This is a genomic window from Anabaena sp. FACHB-595, from assembly GCF_048568275.1.
Lineage (GTDB): Bacteria > Cyanobacteriota > Cyanobacteriia > Cyanobacteriales > Nostocaceae > Trichormus.
In genome coordinates, this window is sequence record NZ_CP183473.1 from 626,534 (window position 1) to 644,461 (window position 17,928).

Consider the following 17,928-nt stretch of genomic DNA (forward strand, 5'->3'; position numbering starts at 1 on the left):
AACCGGAGATTTTCACAATGGCATTACCTTTACTGGAATACAAACCCACAACTCAAAATCAACGAGTTCAGAGTTTTGGGACGGCTGATGTCAATGAGGACACCCCTTATATCTACCGTCTAGAAAATGCCAACTCTCCCAGTGAAATTGAAGAACTGATTTGGGCTGCCTATCGCCAAGTCTTTAACGAACAAGAGATTCTCAAGTTCAACAGACAAATCGGCTTAGAAACTCAACTCAAAAATCGGTCAATCACAGTTAAGGATTTTATTCGGGGTTTAGCCAAATCAGAACGCTTTTATCAGCTAGTTGTCACACCTAACAACAACTATCGGCTGGTGGAAATGAGCCTCAAGCGGCTATTGGGACGATCTCCCTATAACGAAGAAGAAAAAATTGCTTGGTCAATTCAAATTGCCAGCAAAGGTTGGGGAGGATTTGTTGATGCTCTGATTGATAGTACAGAGTATGAACAAGCCTTCGGTGATAATACCGTACCCTACCAACGCAAACGGTTGACAACAGACCGACCATTCAGCTTTACACCCCGTTATGGTGCAGATTACCGCGATCGCGCTGGTATTGTTAGACCAGGACGTATGAGCAACTGGAATAACAGCGCCAACCAAAATTATGATGGGGTGGCAATATTAGGCGTATTGCTAGCCATCAGCGCCGGAATGACTTTTCTATTCGTCCTAAATTGGTTGGGAATCAGTTCTAGCTTCTGAACCTAATGCGGGAAAATAAGTAAAGCATGAAGGAGGATTTTGAGAAATCAAACCTCTTTCACTTAACAAAGCTAGCTGTTTAACTTTTTAATAAGGGGAATAACTCAGCATGGCACTGCCATTACTCCAATACAAACCAAGCTCTCAAAATCACCGGGTTACCAGCTTCGGTGCAGCTGACCAAAATGAAGATACACCATACATCTATCGTATAGAAGATGTCAGCTCATACACTGATATTCAAAACATCATTTGGGCTTCCTATCGCCAAGTCTTCAGCGAACATGAAATCCTCAAATTCAACCGCCAAAAAACCCTGGAATCCCAGGTAAAGAACGGTTCTATTTCTGTCAGAGATTTCATTCGTGGTTTAGCTAAGTCTGAAGCCTTCTACCGTTTAGTAGTCTCCGTTAACAACAACTACCGCCTAGTTGACATCACCCTCAAGCGCCTGTTGGGTCGTTCTTCTTACAACAAAGACGAGCAAATCGCTTGGTCTATTGTTATCGGTACTAAAGGTTTTAGCGGTTTTGTTGATGCACTCATCGACAGTGAAGAGTACACCAAGAACTTTGGCGAAAATATTGTACCTTACCAACGCAAACGGATGGAAGGTCGTCCCCACAACTTGGTAACACCACGCTACGGCGAAGACTTCCAAGAAAAAGCAGGCACAGTTCAAACCGACTGGCGCTTCACCTTGGACAAATTCTACAGCCGCAAGTCCCAAGAAAAACAACTGCGCGAAGGCGACCCTCGGAAGTTTGCAGATTTGGCAGCGTCAGTTGGTAACCAAGGTAACTACGCTCAAAGAATCTCTGCTTTTGATATTGACTATCTAAATGCAGTGCCAAACCGTAGCAGACGCTAAGATTTAAAATCTGAGTGTCTAAGTTTGATACTGGGTCTAGTTTTTGCGTTGATGTGACGAAAAGTTTGCAGTTTCTCTGTTGGCTGGGCGTAACATTGGGTGGAGACTAGACCCAGTTGTTTTTAGGGGTGTAGGGTTGCGTAAGTTCTAGCTTCGTTCACTATATTTTTTGACCACTGACGAAAAAAGTTAAATTTTCGTACCACACACCTTGCTCTGTTGCTTTCGCCTCAATTTCTCGACAATATTCTGCTTGCAACTTTTCCATCTGTTCTAATGACAGATTTAAAAGAGGATTTTCTCTGGGGTGGAACCATCCGCCATTCCATCCTCTAGCTTGCTCTAGGGTGCGGTAGAAACCGAGTTGCTGAGTTTTCACTTCAATATTTTTAAAACCAGCTGCCTGTATGAGATGATGACACTTTTCGATAGTGCCTGTTGGTTCATTGATATTAATGAGTAAAATGTCATTTTCTGCACAAGCTTTAATCAGAGTTGGTGCTTCGCATGACTCTTGAGAACAACAAGAAAATCCTACTATTCCACCTTTTTTGAGAAACCGATACCACTTACCTAAAGCTGCTGGAATATCTTGGAAATAGACTATGGCTGTAGAACAAAGAATAACATCAAAACTTTCATCTTCAAAATTGATGTATTCGGCATCTGCTTCTATTAATTCGATATTTTGCCACCCTAATGTTTTAATCTTCTCTTGTGCTTGAGCCAGCATTCCTGAGGAAAAATCTACGCCAATTACCTTGCCAGTAGAACCAACAATTTCAGCAGCAGCGATCGCCATAATACCCGTCCCCGTCGCCAAATCCAAGACTTTTTGCCCAGTTTTTAGGGGAATCAGTTCTAATAAAGGCAGAGCGCGACGAATTGTATAATCGTTGTCGTAACTGGTTCTACTGTCGAAAAAGTTGATTACGTCAGTCTTATATTTTTGCTCGTATTCTCTGTTATCCATAAATCTAATTACTTGTTAAATGTCTAATTTCTGCTTGTAAATTAGCTCTAGCAGATTCTTCACCAACTTCATACATCAAAGGCGTGAAATATATACGCTGTCTTTGCAAAAATTTTTCTAAAACTCGTGTGCGCCCTTGAATATAATCAATTTCTGATACCCAAGCATATTCTTGGCGGATAGCGTGAGCATATTCTTGATAATCAACTCGGTTAGTCGCCAAAATTGCCAAATCAGCATCTAATAAAACTTGACTATCAATATCATCAGCTTGGTGATGCTTGGTGCTGAGGATGAGGCGCTTCACTTTGGTTATGCAGCTGAGGGGAATACCTAAACTCTGGAGTGCTGCACCAGCATAGTCAGAGCTTTTTTCCTCATTGTCTTGAGCTTGAGTATCATAAATTACATCGTGAAACCAAGCCGCAAGTTCCACCCCAGGTAAGTCTTGAGCGTAAGTTCCTAAAGTCTGGATTGTCTGGAGGACACAACTAATATGCTTTAGGGTGTGGTAGTGGCGACTAGGGGAAGAATAAGCTTGAATCAAGTGGGTAAATACCTGGGTGGCAGATGTCTTGTCCACTCCAAAGTTTTGTAGTGTTTGCTGCCATTGGTAATCTAGGAAATTTTCTGCTGTCGGCATTAGAGATAGTTAGTCGTTAAAACTCCCCCATTTAGAAAACCTGGCTTTTAAGCTTCAGGTCTCGTAATACTAATTTTTATCATCGTTGTCCTACTTGAATAAGTATAGGACTGTTGCAAACTGCAATTTTAAATCGCTTATGGGTGGTGACGATAAAATTGACGAGTCACAATAGAAAACACGGACTTTATATATAAAGTCTGAAATTAACTCAGGAGTTCCTATCAGTGGTATTACAAGTACAAACCAGCACCTACGAAGCGAAAACTCAAGAAATTGCTAGACAATTATTAGGAGCAACTCAAGAAAATCGCTCGTTTTTTGCTTCTTTACGTGATCAAATGCGTTGGGATGACAAATTACTGGCTTGGGCGATGAGTAATCCCGGTTTACGGGTGCAATTATTTCGGTTTATTGATACTTTACCCGCATTGCATAGTAAAGCGGAAATTGCTGCACATTTACAAGAATATTTAGGGGATGAATCTGTCGAACTTCCCGCCGCTTTAAAGGGAATGCTCAATTTTGCTAACCCTGACTCTGTGCCGGGACAAGTGGCTGCAACTACCGTCTCTACAGCAGTTGAGACTTTAGCTCATAAATATATTTCTGGTGAAAATATTAAACAAGTCATCAAGACAGTTGAACGACTACGGAAAGAAAAAATGGCCTTCACCATTGATTTACTTGGTGAGGCGGTAATTACAGAAACAGAGGCGCAATCTTATCTAGAACGGTATCTAGAATTAATTGCTCAATTAACAGAAGCATCGAAGAATTGGGGAACTATTGCGGCTATTGATGAAGCAGATGGCGAACAGCTAGCAAAAGTCCAGGTTTCTGTCAAACTAACAGCGTTTTATTCCCAATTTGACCCATTGGATGCTAAAGGTAGTGAGGAGAAAGTTAGCGATCGCATTCGTATTTTATTACGTCGTGCTAAGGAGTTAGGGGCAGCTATCCATTTTGATATGGAACAGTATGCTTATAAAGACTTAACTTTAAATATTTTGCAAAAAATCTTATTAGAAGATGAGTTTCGTCAACGCACAGATATTGGCATCACAATTCAAGCATACCTAAGAGATAGTGAGCAAGATGCCAGAAATGCGATCGCTTGGTTGAAACAGCGCGGTTATCCTTTAACTATTAGGCTGGTAAAAGGGGCGTATTGGGATCAAGAAACTATTAAAGCTGCACAAAAACATTGGCCGCAGCCTGTTTTTAATGATAAAGCAGCGACAGATGCCAATTTTGAGGCGATAACTCAGTTATTACTGGAAAATCACCAATATGTTTATTCTGCCATTGGTAGCCATAATGTGCGATCGCAAGCTTTAGCTATGGCAATTGCGGAAACTTTGAATGTCCCCCGGCGGCGGTTTGAGATGCAGGTGCTGTACGGGATGGGGGATAAGTTAGCGAAGGCTTTGGTTGATCGGGGTTATCGGGTGCGGGTTTATTGTCCTTATGGTGACTTATTACCGGGGATGGCTTACCTGATTCGGCGATTGTTGGAAAATACGGCGAATAGTTCGTTTTTACGGCAGAATTTGGAGAATCGGCCGGTTGAGGAGTTGCTGGCAGCGCCGAAAGTTGATTTAGCCCAGGCAAAGGTGCATTCGCCGGAGGCATTCCCACAGGGTAAACACTTTGTGGGGGCTGCGGATACAGATTATGCAGAGGAGGAGGACAGAACAAAGGCGGCGCGGGCTTTTGCTGTGGTACGTGGGGAGTTAGGCAAGACTTACTTACCTCTAATTAATGGGGAGTATGTGCAGACTGCTGAGGTGATTGATTCTGTTAATCCTTCTAATTTTAGTGAGGTGATTGGCAAGGTTGGATTGATTAGTGTGGAACAGGCAGAACAGGCGATGCAGGCGGCGAAGGCGGCTTTTCCTGGTTGGCGGCGCACGTCGGTGAAGGAACGGGCGGGGATTTTGCGTCGGGCTGGTGATTTGATGGAACAGCGCCGGGCGGAATTGTCGGCTTGGATAGTTTTAGAGGTGGGGAAACCTGTTAAAGAAGCAGATGGGGAGGTTTCGGAGGCGATAGATTTTTGCCGCTATTATGCTGATGAGATGGAACGGTTGCATCAAGGTATAAATTATGATGTAGATGGGGAAACGAATCGTTATATTTACCAGCCACGGGGTATTGTGGTAGTGATTTCTCCTTGGAATTTTCCTTTAGCGATCGCCTGTGGAATGACTGTTGCAGCCTTAGTTACAGGCAATTGTACTCTGCTAAAGCCTGCGGAAACTTCTTCTGTCATTACTGCCAAACTAACGGAAATTTTGGTAGAGGCTGGCATTCCTAAAGGTGTCTTTCAATACGTCCCTGGTAAGGGTTCTCAAGTCGGTGCTTACTTGGTAAGTCATCCTGATACTCATCTGATTGCTTTTACAGGTTCTCAGGAAGTTGGTTGTCGGATTTACGCCGAAGCCGCTACCCTGAAACCCCAACAAAGGCACATGAAGCGGGTAATTGCGGAAATGGGCGGGAAGAATGCCATCATTGTGGATGAAAGTGCTGATTTAGACCAAGCTGTTGTTGGGGTAGTGCAGTCAGCCTTTGGTTACAGTGGACAAAAATGTTCTGCTTGTTCGCGGGTGGTGGTAGTAGAAGCAATTTATGATGCTTTTATCCACCGGGTGGTGGAAGCGACAAAATCCTTAAATATTGGCGAGGCGGAGTTACCAAGTACCCAAGTCGGCCCTGTGATTGATGCTAATGCGCGCGATCGCATCCGCGAGTATATTGAGAAGGGTAAGGCAGAATCTCAGGTGGCGTTGGAATTAAGCGCACCCAACCACGGCTATTTTGTCGGGCCTGTCATCTTTGGGGAAGTTCCACCTCATGGCACAATAGCCCAGCAGGAAATTTTCGGCCCTGTGCTGGCGGTAATCAAAGCCAAAGATTTTGCCCAAGCTTTAGCTATTGCTAATGATACCGACTACGCCTTGACTGGAGGGCTTTATTCCCGCACACCTTCCCATATTCAACAAGCCCAGGAAGAGTTTGAAGTGGGTAACTTATATATCAACCGTAACATCACAGGGGCGATCGTTGCGAGACAGCCTTTCGGTGGCTTTAAGCTTTCCGGTGTCGGTTCCAAAGCAGGCGGCCCTGATTATCTGTTGCAATTCCTCGAACCAAGGACAATCACAGAAAACATTCAGCGCCAAGGTTTTGCACCCATTGAAGGTGCAGAATAAGCTATAAAAATAGGTGGGGCAAATGCCCTACCTGTATTTATTTATAGATAAATTTGTAATGTCAGATGTCATAATTAGAGTTGCGAAATTACCTGAAGAATTTCCGGTAGTTGCAACAATTAGGAAAATCGTGTTTCAGGAAGAACAAGGAGTAGATACCGCTTTAGAATTTGATGGTAAAGACGATATTTGTGAGCATTTAATCGCCTACTTAGATAATCAAGCGGTAGGTACTGCCAGACTTAGATATTTAGATGATAAAACTGTAAAAATAGAAAGATTGGCTGTTTTATCCATAGCTAGAAGGCAGGGAATCGGTCAGAAAATTATGGAGGAAGCATTAGAATTTATCGTTCATAAAAATATGACTGAAGTTGTAGTTTATGCCCAATTGTATATAAAATCTTTGTATCAAAAATTAAATTTTATTGAAGTTGGAGAAATATTTTTAGAAGCAGGCATTCCCCATATAGAGATGAGAATGAGCTTATCCTGATGGGAAACTGAACTATTGCCCGATAAATTCCATCTGCATATTTATAGCTGGGGACTAGGGACTGGGTGAAAAGTCTTTTTGTGTCTAGGTTGTATCATCTATTAATGTCCTTAACACTACGGGCGACAGCTATAACTATTCCGGATCAAATTTCTTGATCTGGCAGAAATAAAGTGAATTGACTCCCCACACCGACAGTAGAGGTTACCGTCACATCACCACCATGCAGCCGTGCTAATTTCCGCGTCAAAGCTAAACCTAACCCAGTGCCTTCATACTGACGATTTAACCGACTATCTAGTTGTTTAAATGGTTCAAATAATAATGGAAATTGATTTGAATCAATGCCAATTCCTGTATCCGAGATAATAAAATTAATCCCTTCAGGCACTCTTTTGACAATTAAAGATACTTCGCCTACCGAAGTGAATTTAATTGCATTCGTGAGTAGATTAAGGAGCATTTGCTTAATCCGGCGGTCATCGGCTATGCAAATATTAGCCTCTGGATCAATCTCTTGAGTAAGTTTTAAGCCTTTGGAGATAGCGCGATCGCGTACTGTTAATAAAACATCATTACACACATCTATTACTAGCAAAGGAATGAGGAATAACTCCTCTTTACCTGCTTCCACCTTTGATAAATCTAAAATATCATTAATCAGCGCCAGCAGGTGTTCGCCACTGCTGTAAATACAATTTATATATTCTTGTTGTTTTTCATTGAGAGAGCCGACTATTTCTTGTTGTAATAACTGTGACAATCCCATAATGGCATTAAGTGGTGTCCGCAGTTCATGACTCATCGTCGCTAAAAATTCACTTTTGGCACGGCTACCAGCTTCGGCTGCTGCTTGGGAAGCGCGCAGTTTCATTTCTGTTTGTTTCCGCTCAGTAATATCATCAATAATTGCCAAAAAATATTCTGGTTCACCGGAAGAACCTGGAATTACAGAAACAGACAACCTAGCCCAAACTAACCTACCATCTCGATGCAAAAAAGCTCTTTCGATTTCCAGGTGTGGTTTTTCATGGCGTTGTTGAGCATCTATACAAATTTCGGTCATCAGTTGCTTATAACGTTCTACATCCCCCCTTTGCTGGGAAATATAATCTGTAAAACTTTTACCACATAATTCTTCTCGTTGGTATCCCAATATTTGGCACAAAGCAGGATTCGCATCCACTATCTGAGCTTTCATATCAACAAGTCCAATACCAATAGAGGAAAGTTCAAAAATGGCTCGGAATTGTGCTTCGCTCTTTCGTAGTGCTTCTTGAGCGATATTACGCTCTTTGGTCTCCATCGCTAAAGAGACAAAATCAGCAATTGAGCCTGCAAAATTTTCTTCATCTACAGTCCACTGGCGTAATTCACCACAGTGTTCGTGAAACACTACTCCTACTAAACGACCACCTACCCAAATGGGGGCATCAAGCAAAGATACAACTCCAGAAACAGACAGATAAGTTGCAGATAACTCCTGAGTTCTTTTATCGTTAATGGCATCATATACAGCAATGCTGCGTTCTTCTTCCAATGTTTGGAAGTAAACTGGATAACTCTCCTTTAATAGAGACTGGCCAGAACTATGAATTTGCTGGTTGACATCATATAAATCGATACACTCAATGGCTGAAGCATCTTGGTTGTATAACCACACGCTAACTCGTGCAACTAAAAGCGTCTGAGCAGCAGCTTCTGTGATTTCCTGTAACACAGCATTGAGAGGCCCTTGCTGGAATGTTTTGCTTCTTGCCAATTGCACTAGGGTCTGGTTTTGTTTGCGGCGCACGCTTTCTGTGATTCGCATACCCTCTTGATTTGCCTGGCTTGCTGTAATATCTTTAACCACTACCACCTGCATGTGTTATTCCTGGAAAGAAATCACTTTGCCTTGCAGTTCTTTATATAAAATAGAACTGTTTTTATAGATACAATTACGAGATAACGTTTTACATATCTGGAAAATCTTTTTTTCTTAAAGGTGATATTTTATAAGATAAAAAATTGAACAAGATTTGGTATCATCTGTTCCGCAGTTTCATCATTTATAACTATAATCGCCACAATGGGAGTAAGCGATCATACTGAAACAAAAAGTTTAAAGTTTTTATAACTTGATCATAATAAATTTAACATAAGTAAATTTATTACTGAGGTAGCTAAGGCAATTCAAACAAATATGTAATGCTTGCGATTTCACTATTTTGATTTTCGCCACATAATCTCCCCTGAAGAAAGATACCCCAGAAGTAGAAGTCTGTAACAATTGAATTAAGAACACAGATGCTGTTGTAGAGGTGTCTAATGGAAAATAGTAGTGTGAGAATTGTATCTCTGATTCCTAGTGCAACAGAGATTTTAGCAAACTTGGGTTTGAGTGATGCTATTGTTGGGCGATCGCATGAATGTGATTATCCCCCAGAAATCCAAAATCGTCCAATTTGTACGCAAGCACGGTTAAATAGTCAGGCTGCCAGCAGCGAGATTCATCATGAAGTGAATAATTTACTGCAATCTGCGCTGAGTATTTATCAGGTAAAGTTAGAGGTTTTGGAGCAATTACAACCTACCCATATTTTGACACAAGACCAGTGTGATGTCTGTGCAGTCAGCCTTAAAGATGTAGAAAAAGCCGTTAAGGAACTTACCCAAAGTTCTCCCCAAATCATTTCATTACAACCTAATTTGCTTGAGGATGTATGGCAGGATATTGAGCGCGTAGCTCATATCTTTGGTGTAGACTCAGTAAAAATATTAGATAACTTAGAGGCCCGTGTCAAAATTTGTCAACAAAAAATTCAAGGCCTTTCTCTAGAAGAAGTACCTACGGTGGCTTGTATCGAGTGGACAGACCCACTTATGGCCGCAGCGAATTGGATTCCTGAATTAGTCAACTTAGCTGGGGGACAAACACTATTTTCCCTTATCGGTCAGCCTTCTCCACATCTGGAATGGGATAATTTGTTAGTTAGTAATCCAGATATTATAATTTTCATGCCTTGTGGCTTTAACCTACAACGAACTCGTCAAGAAGCCCAATTATTCACTCAAAACCCAGAATGGAAAAAACTCCACGCCAGCCAAACTGGTAGAGTTTACATTGCTGATGGTAATTCCTATTTCAACCGTCCAGGGCCCCGACTGGTAGATTCTCTAGAAATATTGTCCGAGATTTTACATCCAGAAATTTTTGATTATGGTTACAAAGGTACTGCTTGGGAACCTTTATAAAGAAGCTGCTTGATTTAGCCATTCAATCAGCATTTTTAAGCTATGAGGTAATGCTGCTTCACCAACAATTATCGTGTGCGTTTTACCATTATCTTCTAAAGTTATCTGATACTGAAAGCGATCGCTTGGCGTGGGGTTTAGCTCATAGCTGACTGTGGGTCGAACCCCATCACCTTGAAGTGTTGGTAGTTGAAATAAATTTGCTGCTGTCACCAGTCGGCATAGTTCCTCAGCCTTTTGCTGCGATAGTTGACTTGTATCAATATTAATTCTCTTACTAATCCCCGCAAAGCCGCCTGTGCGTTCCAATAATACCCGCATTTAAATCAGACCGGAAGATAATATTTTCACCTCCCAGTTTAACAGTTTCGCGTAATTTCCCTTCCTCAACAGATAGGTAGGGAAGGGATGCCAGCGAATTAGAGTAAAGAAAAGAGAAAATTTATATTCATGCTGAAAGCGATCGCCTTCTTTCTACAATTGATCAGGATCAATTGACCAATGACCAATGACCAATGACTAATGACGATCGCTATATTATTTTTCATAAACCCTACGGTGTCCTGAGCCAGTTTACTCAGGAATCGCCTAAGCATATAACTCTTAAAGATTATATTGATGTACCCGATGTTTATCCTGTGGGGAGATTGGATTGGGATAGTGAAGGGTTACTATTATTAACCAATAATGGCAGGTTGCAACATCGGCTTTCTGATCCGCGTTTTGGTCATGAGCGGACTTACTGGGTACAGGTAGAGCGTATTCCTGATGAGGAGGCTATCAGCAAGCTACAAACAGGGGTGGAGATTCGAGATTATCGCACGCGGCCAGCAAAAGTTGGATTATTACCAGAATATCCGCCTGTGGGCGATCGCCAACCACCTATAAGATTTCGCAAAAATGTTCCCACTGCTTGGTTAGAAATGACTTTGACTGAAGGGAAAAATCGTCAAGTCCGGCGCATGACTGCGGCTGTGGGGTTTCCGACTTTGCGGTTAGTACGGGTCAGTATAGGTCATTTACGCTTGGATGGTCTGGCTTTAGGTGAGTGGCGTGATCTCACTTCCTTGGAACTTAAGTTACTGCATGATTCGTCTCAGAGTCGAGGGATAGGCAAATTTCCTAGTTAAACTTTGTAAACAGTTGCAGGAATAAGCTAGTAATCATTTGAAGTTGAACAAAAGGCACAAGACTTTTTATTTGGCAAAAAAAGAATTTAAAATTTGTTGTTTCCCATTCACTTCAGCCCTTGAGCGTCAGTTTAAACCTTATGAGCCTGAATCAGCGATCACCTACGGTGGGCGGAACGCCATCGCTCTGGCATCAAACTCACACACCACAAACTATTTTGCCCAAAACTCCTGTGTACTTGGAAACAGCGACGGAATTAGCTTCTCATCAAGAGTTTGACACAGCAGCGAAACTCCATCGCACGGAAGAAGAATTGCGATGGTATCGCATGATGTACGATAATATACCTACTATATATTTCAGTTTGGATGCGGCTGGGCTAATTTTAACTGTCAATCATTTCGGAGCGAATTTTCTAGGATACACACCAGAACAATTGTTACAACAGCCCATTGCTCAATTATTTGCTCAATCAGACCAAGCAAGACTGTCTAATGCTGTCATAAGTCTTTGCAAGACTGCGCCTCATGATGCTGTTAACTATGGCAATTTTCAGTTAAAAAAAATTATCGACGGTATAAAATCTGTTAAGGTCACATTGCGACTAATACCTAATGAAGGAAAGTCTCTCGCCAAAAATTTGACGATTTTGATGCTTTGCGAGGCCATCACCTCTCTAGAACCAGGCGTAGCAAGTCAAGAAGATGGGAATAATTTAGTTCAAAACTTACCACAACTGCAATCACATCCAGCTCAGTTAAAGGAACTAGAAAGCCTTAACCACTTGCAAGAAGAATTTTTTAGCACTGTTTCCCACGAACTGCGAACACCGCTAACTAATATGAAGATGGCGATTCAAATGCTGGGAATTACGCTGCATCGGGAGCATAATTTGTTCTCGGCAACAACAAAACCAACAAATGAAGGCTCAAAAGCTGCTTGTTATTTTAATATTTTAGAAAATGAGTGCGATCGCCAAATAAATCTTATTAATAACTTCCTAGAATTACAGCGCCTCGATACTAACGCTAAACCTTGGGTACTAGAGACAATTCACATACCGCAATGGCTATGGCGTGTAGTGGAGGAATTTAAAAGCCGCAATTTCGATATTTGTAAGCAGAAATTACACATCAGCATCAGCCCTGCTCTGGCAACATTAACGTCCAATCCGTGCAGCTTGGAACGCATTTTGATAGAACTGCTCACCAATGCGTGTAAATTTAGCCCGCCAGAGGGAGAAATTACAGTTACAGCCCAAATAAAATCTCAAAATATTCTTTTGCAAGTGATTAATTCTGGTGTAGAAATCCCTCAATCTGAATTACCCCACATTTTTGATAAATTTTATCGTATTCCCAGCAATGACCCCGGAAAGCAGGGAGGCACAGGACTAGGGTTGGCACTAGTACAAAAACTCATCAAACAATTAGGAGGAACAATAGAAGTAGAAAGCGGATCAAATCGTACCTGTTTTAGTATCCAACTGGTGCTTCCACAACCCAAAATAGTTGAGTGAAGGAAGTAGGGGCAGGGAGCAGAGGGAAAATATCTGATTCAAGACTCAGCACCGACTAACCCCCGTTACAGCTCACAGCACTTATGACTCAGAACTCCCTACTTTCCAAAATAAACTTGCAGATATCTGCAATCTTTGGCTAATATGCGTCACAATTAATACTGCCACCAAGATTCACTGATGAAACCACAACTTATTATGTCTACTATAGGCAAGGGCGGCCAGTTGTGGCACTTTGGATATTAGTGGCTAGAAGCACCTCGGAACGGGAATTAAGGAACTTCCACTATGCTGATTTGCCCTCAGTGTGAATTTGAAAACCCTAATGCTAACAAGTTTTGTCAAAAATGTGGTGCTTCTTTGTCCCACAAGGTTTGTTCTCAATGCAGCACTGAAGTACCAGTGAATGCTGAAAATTGCCATAACTGTGGTGCAGAAACCGGCACAGTATGGCGGGCGATTATCGAGACGAAGGATTGGGCTTCTGACGTAAGTGTCAGCACTTTACTGAGCGCCAACTCTGTTGATGTAGCCTCCCACAAGGAAGAGCAAACAGAATTAGGGTTTGAGGAAGATGAAGAAGAGAAGATGATGCTGTCTCCATCATTATTCTCTGTTGGCTCATATTTGGATAAAGAACAACGCTATCAGATTTTGCAAGTGCTATCAGCCGCACATGATGAGGTTAGCCTTAGGGTTTTGGACTGTCAACCATACCAATTATCACCAATTGAAGCAATATTAGCTAATCAGCAACAGGGGTTGGTGACTCCAGCAGTGGAAGCCAATGGTATTCCCAGTTTGGCTAGGGCTTATATGGTTTTACAATCCCAAAATCACACGGAAATTCCCCAGATTCATGATGCTTGGGAGGACGGCGATAACCAGATATTACTTATTGAAGACCGTTCTCACTACCAGTCTTTGCTGGATTTATGGCAAAAGGAAACCACTAGTTCGCTAGAAATTTTACACTGGTTTTATCAAATGACCCAACTTTGGGTATTACTAGAACCATTAAAGTGTCACTACAGTTTGTGGGATTTGGCGAATTTGTGTTTAGATGAAGACCAGACAATTAGCTTACGAAAACTGTACGTAAAACCACCTAAAAGCGAGTTAGCGATTGACTACTTACCACTGGATTTTAATCCTGAAACAGCACAACAAGAGGATGTAACATTGCCTATATTTGTGCAGCCCTCAAGTATTAAAGCCTTGGGAGAAGTTTGGCAGGCGCTATTTAGAGAGTCTCAACGCACTCAATTTGGTTCCATCATCCAGATTTTAGGAGATTTGCAGCAGGGTAAGATTTACTCGATCGCTCAGTTGCGATCGCGTTTACAAGAAGTCGCCACGGAACTAGAAGCAACTACGACCCCAATATTTGAGCCAATGGAAGCAGAACAAACGAATGCACCCACAGTCTTACAAGCAGATGATGTAGAAGATCCCTCTGGCAAGGGTGATGATATGCCCACAGTAGTGCTGTCCGTGCAGTTAAGCAGTTTAGAAGATGCTGGTCGCACTGATGTTGGTCGTCAACGCCATCACAATGAGGACTACTTTGGGATTGAAACTAAAACAGAAAAATTAGAACTGCCGAAAAACCGCATTCTACAAGCTCGTGGTTTGTATATTCTTTGTGATGGTATGGGCGGACACGCTGGCGGTGAAGTGGCTAGCGAGTTAGCCGTGATCACCTTACGCCAATACTTTCAGCAACACTGGACTGATAACCAATTACCAGCAGAAGAGATAATTCGTGAGTCAGTTTATCTGGCTAATCAAGCAATCTACGAAAAAAACCAACAAGAAGCCCGTTCTGGCGTAGGACGCATGGGTACTACTTTGGTAATGCTATTAGTTCAAGGTAGTCAAGCAGCAGTTGCCCATGTGGGTGATAGCCGCCTCTACCGTGTGACTCGTAAGCGGGGGTTGGAACAAGTGACTGTAGATCATGAAGTTGGTCAAAGAGAAATTGATCGAGGAGTAGAAGCAAGCATCGCTTATGCCCGTCCAGATGCTTACCAACTCACCCAGGCTTTAGGCCCTCGTGATGAAACCGCCATTAATCCCAGTGTGGAGTTCTTTGATATCAATGAAGATAGCCTACTCGTTCTCGCTTCCGATGGGTTATCTGATAACGATTTACTCGAAACTAACTGGCAAACTCACCTACTGCCATTATTAAGTTCTAGCGCTAATTTAGAGCAGGGAGTGGCAGAATTAATTGATCTGGCCAACCAATACAATGGTCATGACAACATTACTGCTATACTTGTCCGGGCAAAAGTACGCCCAAATCTGGGGGAAGAGACTGGGGATTAAATACTAAGGGTTATGAAGAAGCAAAGAGATAGGGTACAGGGGAGAAAACATTGACCTCATCCCTAATCCCAATCCCCAATCCCTAGTACCCAATCCCTAATCCCCATTACCCCTTATCCCCAGAGGGAGCCCCACCTTCCCCAATCCCCATCTCTTACACAGGTCGTATTGTGGTTACTTTGACACTGCTAGAACCGCAACAAAAAACACCACTCAAGCAGTGGTGCTTTGAAAACTCCTCCGTGATTCGCATCGGTCGCGCGGCGGATAATCATGTGATTTTGTCCGACAATTTGGTTTCTCGCCATCATCTGGAAATTCGGCAAGTTAGTTCCGGTGGTGGTGGTTCGTGGCAGGTGGTTAGTAAGGGGACAAATGGAACTTTCTTAAATGGCGTTTTGGTAATTCAAGATGCGCTACCCAATAATGCCCTCCTGCAACTTGCCCAAGGGGGGCCGATTCTGCAATTCCAAGTTCAGGGGATAATACCACCAGAGTGGCAATCAATTTCTGGAAGCGATAGTCCTTTGTCTGGAAGGGGCAGTTTGGCAGAAAAAAGCTCTCCAGAATTGTCTAACAATCCTGGTAGTTTGACTTGCACCCACGAAGGTAATTCTCCCCAGAACTTATTTTGTATCCACTGTGGACAACCACTTTCGGTAATCCAAACCATTCGCCATTACCAAGTGTTACGAACTTTGGGACAGGGAGGAATGGGAACTACCTATTTAGCTTGGGATGCGGCTGGGGTGATTGTTGGACATCCAAAACTGTTGGTGTTGAAGCAAATGAATGCCGATATGGCGAGGATTGCTAAAGCCCAAGAACTATTTGAGAGGGAAGCCTATACTCTCAAATCCCTAGACCATCCGGGTATCCCCAGGTATTATGATTTTTTTGTAGAAGGTGGCAAAAAGTACTTGGCGATGGAATTAGTGCATGGGCAAGATTTGGAAAAACGCATCTATGCCACGGGGCCAGTTATACCTAGCCTGGCGATCGCCTGGATGATCCAAACTTGCGATATTCTAGATTATCTCCATAGGCAAGAACAGCCACTCATCCACCGCGACATTAAACCGGCGAACCTGATGGTAAGGACAGCGAATAATCAAATAGCGGTGCTAGATTTTGGCGCAGTTAAGGAAATTGGTACTACTCCAGGCACACGCATCGGTGCAGAGGGTTACTGCGCCCCAGAACAAGAACGGGGACAGCCTTTAACCCAATCTGATTTATATGCCATAGGCCCCACAATCATCTTTCTCCTCACAGGGGAAAATCCTTTCAAGTTTTATCGCCAAAAAGGACGCGGTTTCCGCTTTGATGTGAGTAAAATTCCCACTATCACCCCTAAGTTAAGAGATGTGATTGAGCGTACCACTGAACCTTTGCCGCGCGATCGCTTTCAGTCTGCCAAGGAATTAGCTGCGGCTTTGGCGGCTTGTAAGTGAGGGGATTGGGGACTGGGGATTGGGGATTGGGGATTAGGGATTGGGGATTGGGGATTAGGGATTGGGGATTGGGGATTAGGGATTGGGGATTAGGGATTGGGGATTAGGGATTGGGGATTAGGGATTGGGCATTTAGTAAAAGTCCTTCGTAAAATTGATTGAAGGACTTTTGATTGGGATGATATGGGGGATAGGGGTTTTGAGTCTTTAGACTTCTATCAAGATAGTCTTAGGTTACTGAAAGCTGCTTATAGACTTGCAGATAGCTTGCCGGATTGTGAGCGTTACAATTTGAGCGATCAGTTACGTAGAGCAGCATCTAGTATCTTGCTAAACATAGCGGAAGGCTACGGGCGCTATCACTATCTAGATAGATTGCGCTTTATGTATATTGCTCGTGGCTCATTAGCTGAGACTAAAAGCGCCTTCGTTATTGCTGAAAGCTTAGGTTATTGCAACACAGACCAACTAAACTGGGTAACTCAACTAAAAGACCAAATCGAAAAAAGTCTTAACGGTTACTGTCGCTTCATGCGTTCCCAGCAACAAGGCAAAGAAGAATTCGGAACTAGGTTCAGGGATTGAGTATAAAAACTGAGGAGCAAATAGAAATCACTAACTAAACACAAGTAGAAATTTTCCCAGTCCCCAGTCCCCAATCCCCAATCCCTAATCTTCATCCCAAGATTCAACTGCGAGTAAATCGCCAATTGGGTCTTGCATCGTAAATCCAAAATCTAGCAGCTCCTGTTTCCAGTGCTGCCAGTCATTACCATAAAGCAGCGCAATCTTCCAAATGCTATCAGTCGGCTTGATAATATTCGATTCAACGAGTGATTGCACGTTACGCTGCAATTTCACCATTGGGTGAAGTACTTGCTGAGTCATAACTCTCGATTCAGTTAAAAATTTTGTTGGGTAAATACTTAATCAAAACTGCTTTCCATTTTGCAATTGTCACCAATCCGTAGAGTGTTGTAATTGGCAAAGCTAGTCTTAACTTTCTTACTATACCATAACAAACTCTATTAAGTTGTGGCATGATTCGGGTTTGTACGGTAATTACACCAACGTACTGAGATTTCATCCAGCAGACATAGGTAAAGACCAGTTAAAGATTGCTGAAACACTACAAAAAGGTAAAAACTGTATTTTCTGTACCCATTATAATCTGTGCATTTATCAAAAAGACTATATGGCGATCGCTAATGGAAATCATTTCAACCACCATACCAGAACTTTTAGGCTGTTGGTTGTGGGTGGCGATCGCTTTGTTAGGATAACGCTAGCACCAAGCCCATATTTTTAGATATATTTGCTTTTA

The 17,928-nt window shown here is 42.5% G+C and carries 16 protein-coding genes; 11 read left to right on the forward strand and 5 right to left on the reverse strand.

All coding sequences use genetic code 11. The features are described from left to right. Positions 1–17 precede the first annotated feature (17 nt). Together ACN222_RS02670 and ACN222_RS02675 are read left to right on the forward strand one after the other, a co-directional pair. Positions 18–731, forward strand: coding sequence for a phycobilisome rod-core linker polypeptide (locus tag ACN222_RS02670; protein WP_010994712.1), 714 nt, complete (start codon positions 18–20; stop codon positions 729–731). A gap of 109 nt (positions 732–840) precedes the next feature. Continuing rightward, positions 841–1,602, forward strand: a complete 762-nt coding sequence (locus ACN222_RS02675) for a phycobilisome rod-core linker polypeptide (RefSeq protein ID WP_010994713.1) — start codon at positions 841–843, stop codon at positions 1,600–1,602. A 160-nt stretch (positions 1,603–1,762) separates the two neighbouring features. On the opposite strand, the gene ACN222_RS02680 is transcribed toward ACN222_RS02675, so the two are convergent. Together ACN222_RS02680 and ACN222_RS02685 are read right to left on the reverse strand one after the other, a co-directional pair. Beyond that, positions 1,763–2,575 (reverse strand): class I SAM-dependent methyltransferase, encoded by an 813-nt coding sequence (locus ACN222_RS02680; protein ID WP_010994714.1) that lies wholly within the window; start codon positions 2,573–2,575, stop codon positions 1,763–1,765. Positions 2,576–2,579: 4 nt separating this feature from the next. Continuing rightward, positions 2,580–3,218, reverse strand: a complete 639-nt coding sequence (locus ACN222_RS02685; RefSeq protein WP_010994715.1) for a hypothetical protein — start codon at positions 3,216–3,218, stop codon at positions 2,580–2,582. Between the two features lie 227 nt (positions 3,219–3,445). On the opposite strand from ACN222_RS02685, the gene pruA reads away from it, so the two are divergent. Continuing rightward, complete coding sequence (gene pruA, locus ACN222_RS02690; RefSeq protein ID WP_010994716.1) at positions 3,446–6,436, forward strand: L-glutamate gamma-semialdehyde dehydrogenase; 2,991 nt, start codon at positions 3,446–3,448, stop codon at positions 6,434–6,436. Between the two features lie 58 nt (positions 6,437–6,494). After that, on the forward strand, positions 6,495–6,932 hold the full coding sequence (locus tag ACN222_RS02695) for a GNAT family N-acetyltransferase (protein WP_044522713.1): 438 nt from the start codon (positions 6,495–6,497) through the stop codon (positions 6,930–6,932). A 145-nt stretch (positions 6,933–7,077) separates the two neighbouring features. Here ACN222_RS02695 and ACN222_RS02700 read toward each other — a convergent pair whose 3' ends face one another. Beyond that, a complete protein-coding gene (locus ACN222_RS02700; protein ID WP_010994718.1) occupies positions 7,078–8,799 on the reverse strand; it encodes a PAS domain S-box protein in 1,722 nt (573 codons plus the stop codon). 443 nt (positions 8,800–9,242) lie between these two features. Here ACN222_RS02700 and ACN222_RS02705 point away from each other — a divergent pair, with 443 nt between their 5' ends. Then, entirely contained in the window at positions 9,243–10,169 is a 927-nt protein-coding gene (locus ACN222_RS02705) for a cobalamin-binding protein (RefSeq protein ID WP_010994719.1), read from the forward strand. Here the strand turns inward: ACN222_RS02705 and ACN222_RS02710 are convergent. Next, positions 10,164–10,490 carry a protealysin inhibitor emfourin gene (locus ACN222_RS02710; RefSeq protein ID WP_010994720.1) on the reverse strand — a complete coding sequence of 109 codons (327 nt, stop codon included), beginning with the start codon at positions 10,488–10,490 and terminating at the stop codon, positions 10,164–10,166. The genes ACN222_RS02705 and ACN222_RS02710 overlap by 6 nt on opposite strands. A 194-nt stretch (positions 10,491–10,684) precedes the next feature. Here ACN222_RS02710 and ACN222_RS02715 point away from each other — a divergent pair, with 194 nt between their 5' ends. The 5 genes from ACN222_RS02715 to ACN222_RS02735 all read left to right on the forward strand — a co-directional run bounded on the left by ACN222_RS02715 (position 10,685) and on the right by ACN222_RS02735 (position 17,189). Beyond that, positions 10,685–11,299: an rRNA large subunit pseudouridine synthase E gene (locus tag ACN222_RS02715; RefSeq protein WP_010994721.1), complete on the forward strand. Its 615-nt coding sequence runs from the start codon at positions 10,685–10,687 to the stop codon at positions 11,297–11,299. Between the two features lie 140 nt (positions 11,300–11,439). Next, positions 11,440–12,819 carry a PAS domain-containing sensor histidine kinase gene (locus ACN222_RS02720; protein WP_010994722.1) on the forward strand — a complete coding sequence of 460 codons (1,380 nt, stop codon included), beginning with the start codon at positions 11,440–11,442 and terminating at the stop codon, positions 12,817–12,819. Between the two features lie 288 nt (positions 12,820–13,107). Continuing rightward, a complete protein-coding gene (locus tag ACN222_RS02725; RefSeq protein ID WP_010994723.1) occupies positions 13,108–15,150 on the forward strand; it encodes a serine/threonine phosphatase in 2,043 nt (680 codons plus the stop codon). A gap of 170 nt (positions 15,151–15,320) precedes the next feature. Further along, positions 15,321–16,604 carry an FHA domain-containing serine/threonine-protein kinase gene (locus tag ACN222_RS02730; RefSeq protein ID WP_010994724.1) on the forward strand — a complete coding sequence of 428 codons (1,284 nt, stop codon included), beginning with the start codon at positions 15,321–15,323 and terminating at the stop codon, positions 16,602–16,604. A gap of 183 nt (positions 16,605–16,787) precedes the next feature. After that, a complete protein-coding gene (locus tag ACN222_RS02735) occupies positions 16,788–17,189 on the forward strand; it encodes a four helix bundle protein (protein ID WP_010994725.1) in 402 nt (133 codons plus the stop codon). 84 nt (positions 17,190–17,273) lie between these two features. Here ACN222_RS02735 and ACN222_RS02740 read toward each other — a convergent pair whose 3' ends face one another. Continuing rightward, positions 17,274–17,492 carry a DUF4327 family protein gene (locus ACN222_RS02740; protein ID WP_010994726.1) on the reverse strand — a complete coding sequence of 73 codons (219 nt, stop codon included), beginning with the start codon at positions 17,490–17,492 and terminating at the stop codon, positions 17,274–17,276. A 145-nt stretch (positions 17,493–17,637) separates the two neighbouring features. Here ACN222_RS02740 and ACN222_RS02745 point away from each other — a divergent pair, with 145 nt between their 5' ends. Beyond that, complete coding sequence (locus ACN222_RS02745) at positions 17,638–17,913, forward strand: hypothetical protein (protein ID WP_126987834.1); 276 nt, start codon at positions 17,638–17,640, stop codon at positions 17,911–17,913. Positions 17,914–17,928: the final 15 nt, after the last annotated feature.

What these genes read in the sequence shown, in the direction of transcription:
- ACN222_RS02670 (WP_010994712.1), top strand. Translation starts at nt 18, where the DNA reads ATGGCATTACCTTTACTGGAATACAAACCCACAACTCAAAATCAACGA.
- ACN222_RS02675 (WP_010994713.1), top strand. Translation starts at nt 841, where the DNA reads ATGGCACTGCCATTACTCCAATACAAACCAAGCTCTCAAAATCACCGG.
- ACN222_RS02680 (WP_010994714.1), bottom strand. Translation starts at nt 2,575, where the DNA reads ATGGATAACAGAGAATACGAGCAAAAATATAAGACTGACGTAATCAAC.
- ACN222_RS02685 (WP_010994715.1), bottom strand. Translation starts at nt 3,218, where the DNA reads ATGCCGACAGCAGAAAATTTCCTAGATTACCAATGGCAGCAAACACTA.
- ACN222_RS02695 (WP_044522713.1), top strand. Translation starts at nt 6,495, where the DNA reads ATGTCAGATGTCATAATTAGAGTTGCGAAATTACCTGAAGAATTTCCG.
- ACN222_RS02700 (WP_010994718.1), bottom strand. Translation starts at nt 8,799, where the DNA reads ATGCAGGTGGTAGTGGTTAAAGATATTACAGCAAGCCAGGCAAATCAA.
- ACN222_RS02705 (WP_010994719.1), top strand. Translation starts at nt 9,243, where the DNA reads ATGGAAAATAGTAGTGTGAGAATTGTATCTCTGATTCCTAGTGCAACA.
- ACN222_RS02710 (WP_010994720.1), bottom strand. Translation starts at nt 10,490, where the DNA reads ATGCGGGTATTATTGGAACGCACAGGCGGCTTTGCGGGGATTAGTAAG.
- ACN222_RS02715 (WP_010994721.1), top strand. Translation starts at nt 10,685, where the DNA reads ATGACTAATGACGATCGCTATATTATTTTTCATAAACCCTACGGTGTC.
- ACN222_RS02720 (WP_010994722.1), top strand. Translation starts at nt 11,440, where the DNA reads ATGAGCCTGAATCAGCGATCACCTACGGTGGGCGGAACGCCATCGCTC.
- ACN222_RS02725 (WP_010994723.1), top strand. Translation starts at nt 13,108, where the DNA reads ATGCTGATTTGCCCTCAGTGTGAATTTGAAAACCCTAATGCTAACAAG.
- ACN222_RS02735 (WP_010994725.1), top strand. Translation starts at nt 16,788, where the DNA reads ATGGGGGATAGGGGTTTTGAGTCTTTAGACTTCTATCAAGATAGTCTT.
- ACN222_RS02740 (WP_010994726.1), bottom strand. Translation starts at nt 17,492, where the DNA reads ATGACTCAGCAAGTACTTCACCCAATGGTGAAATTGCAGCGTAACGTG.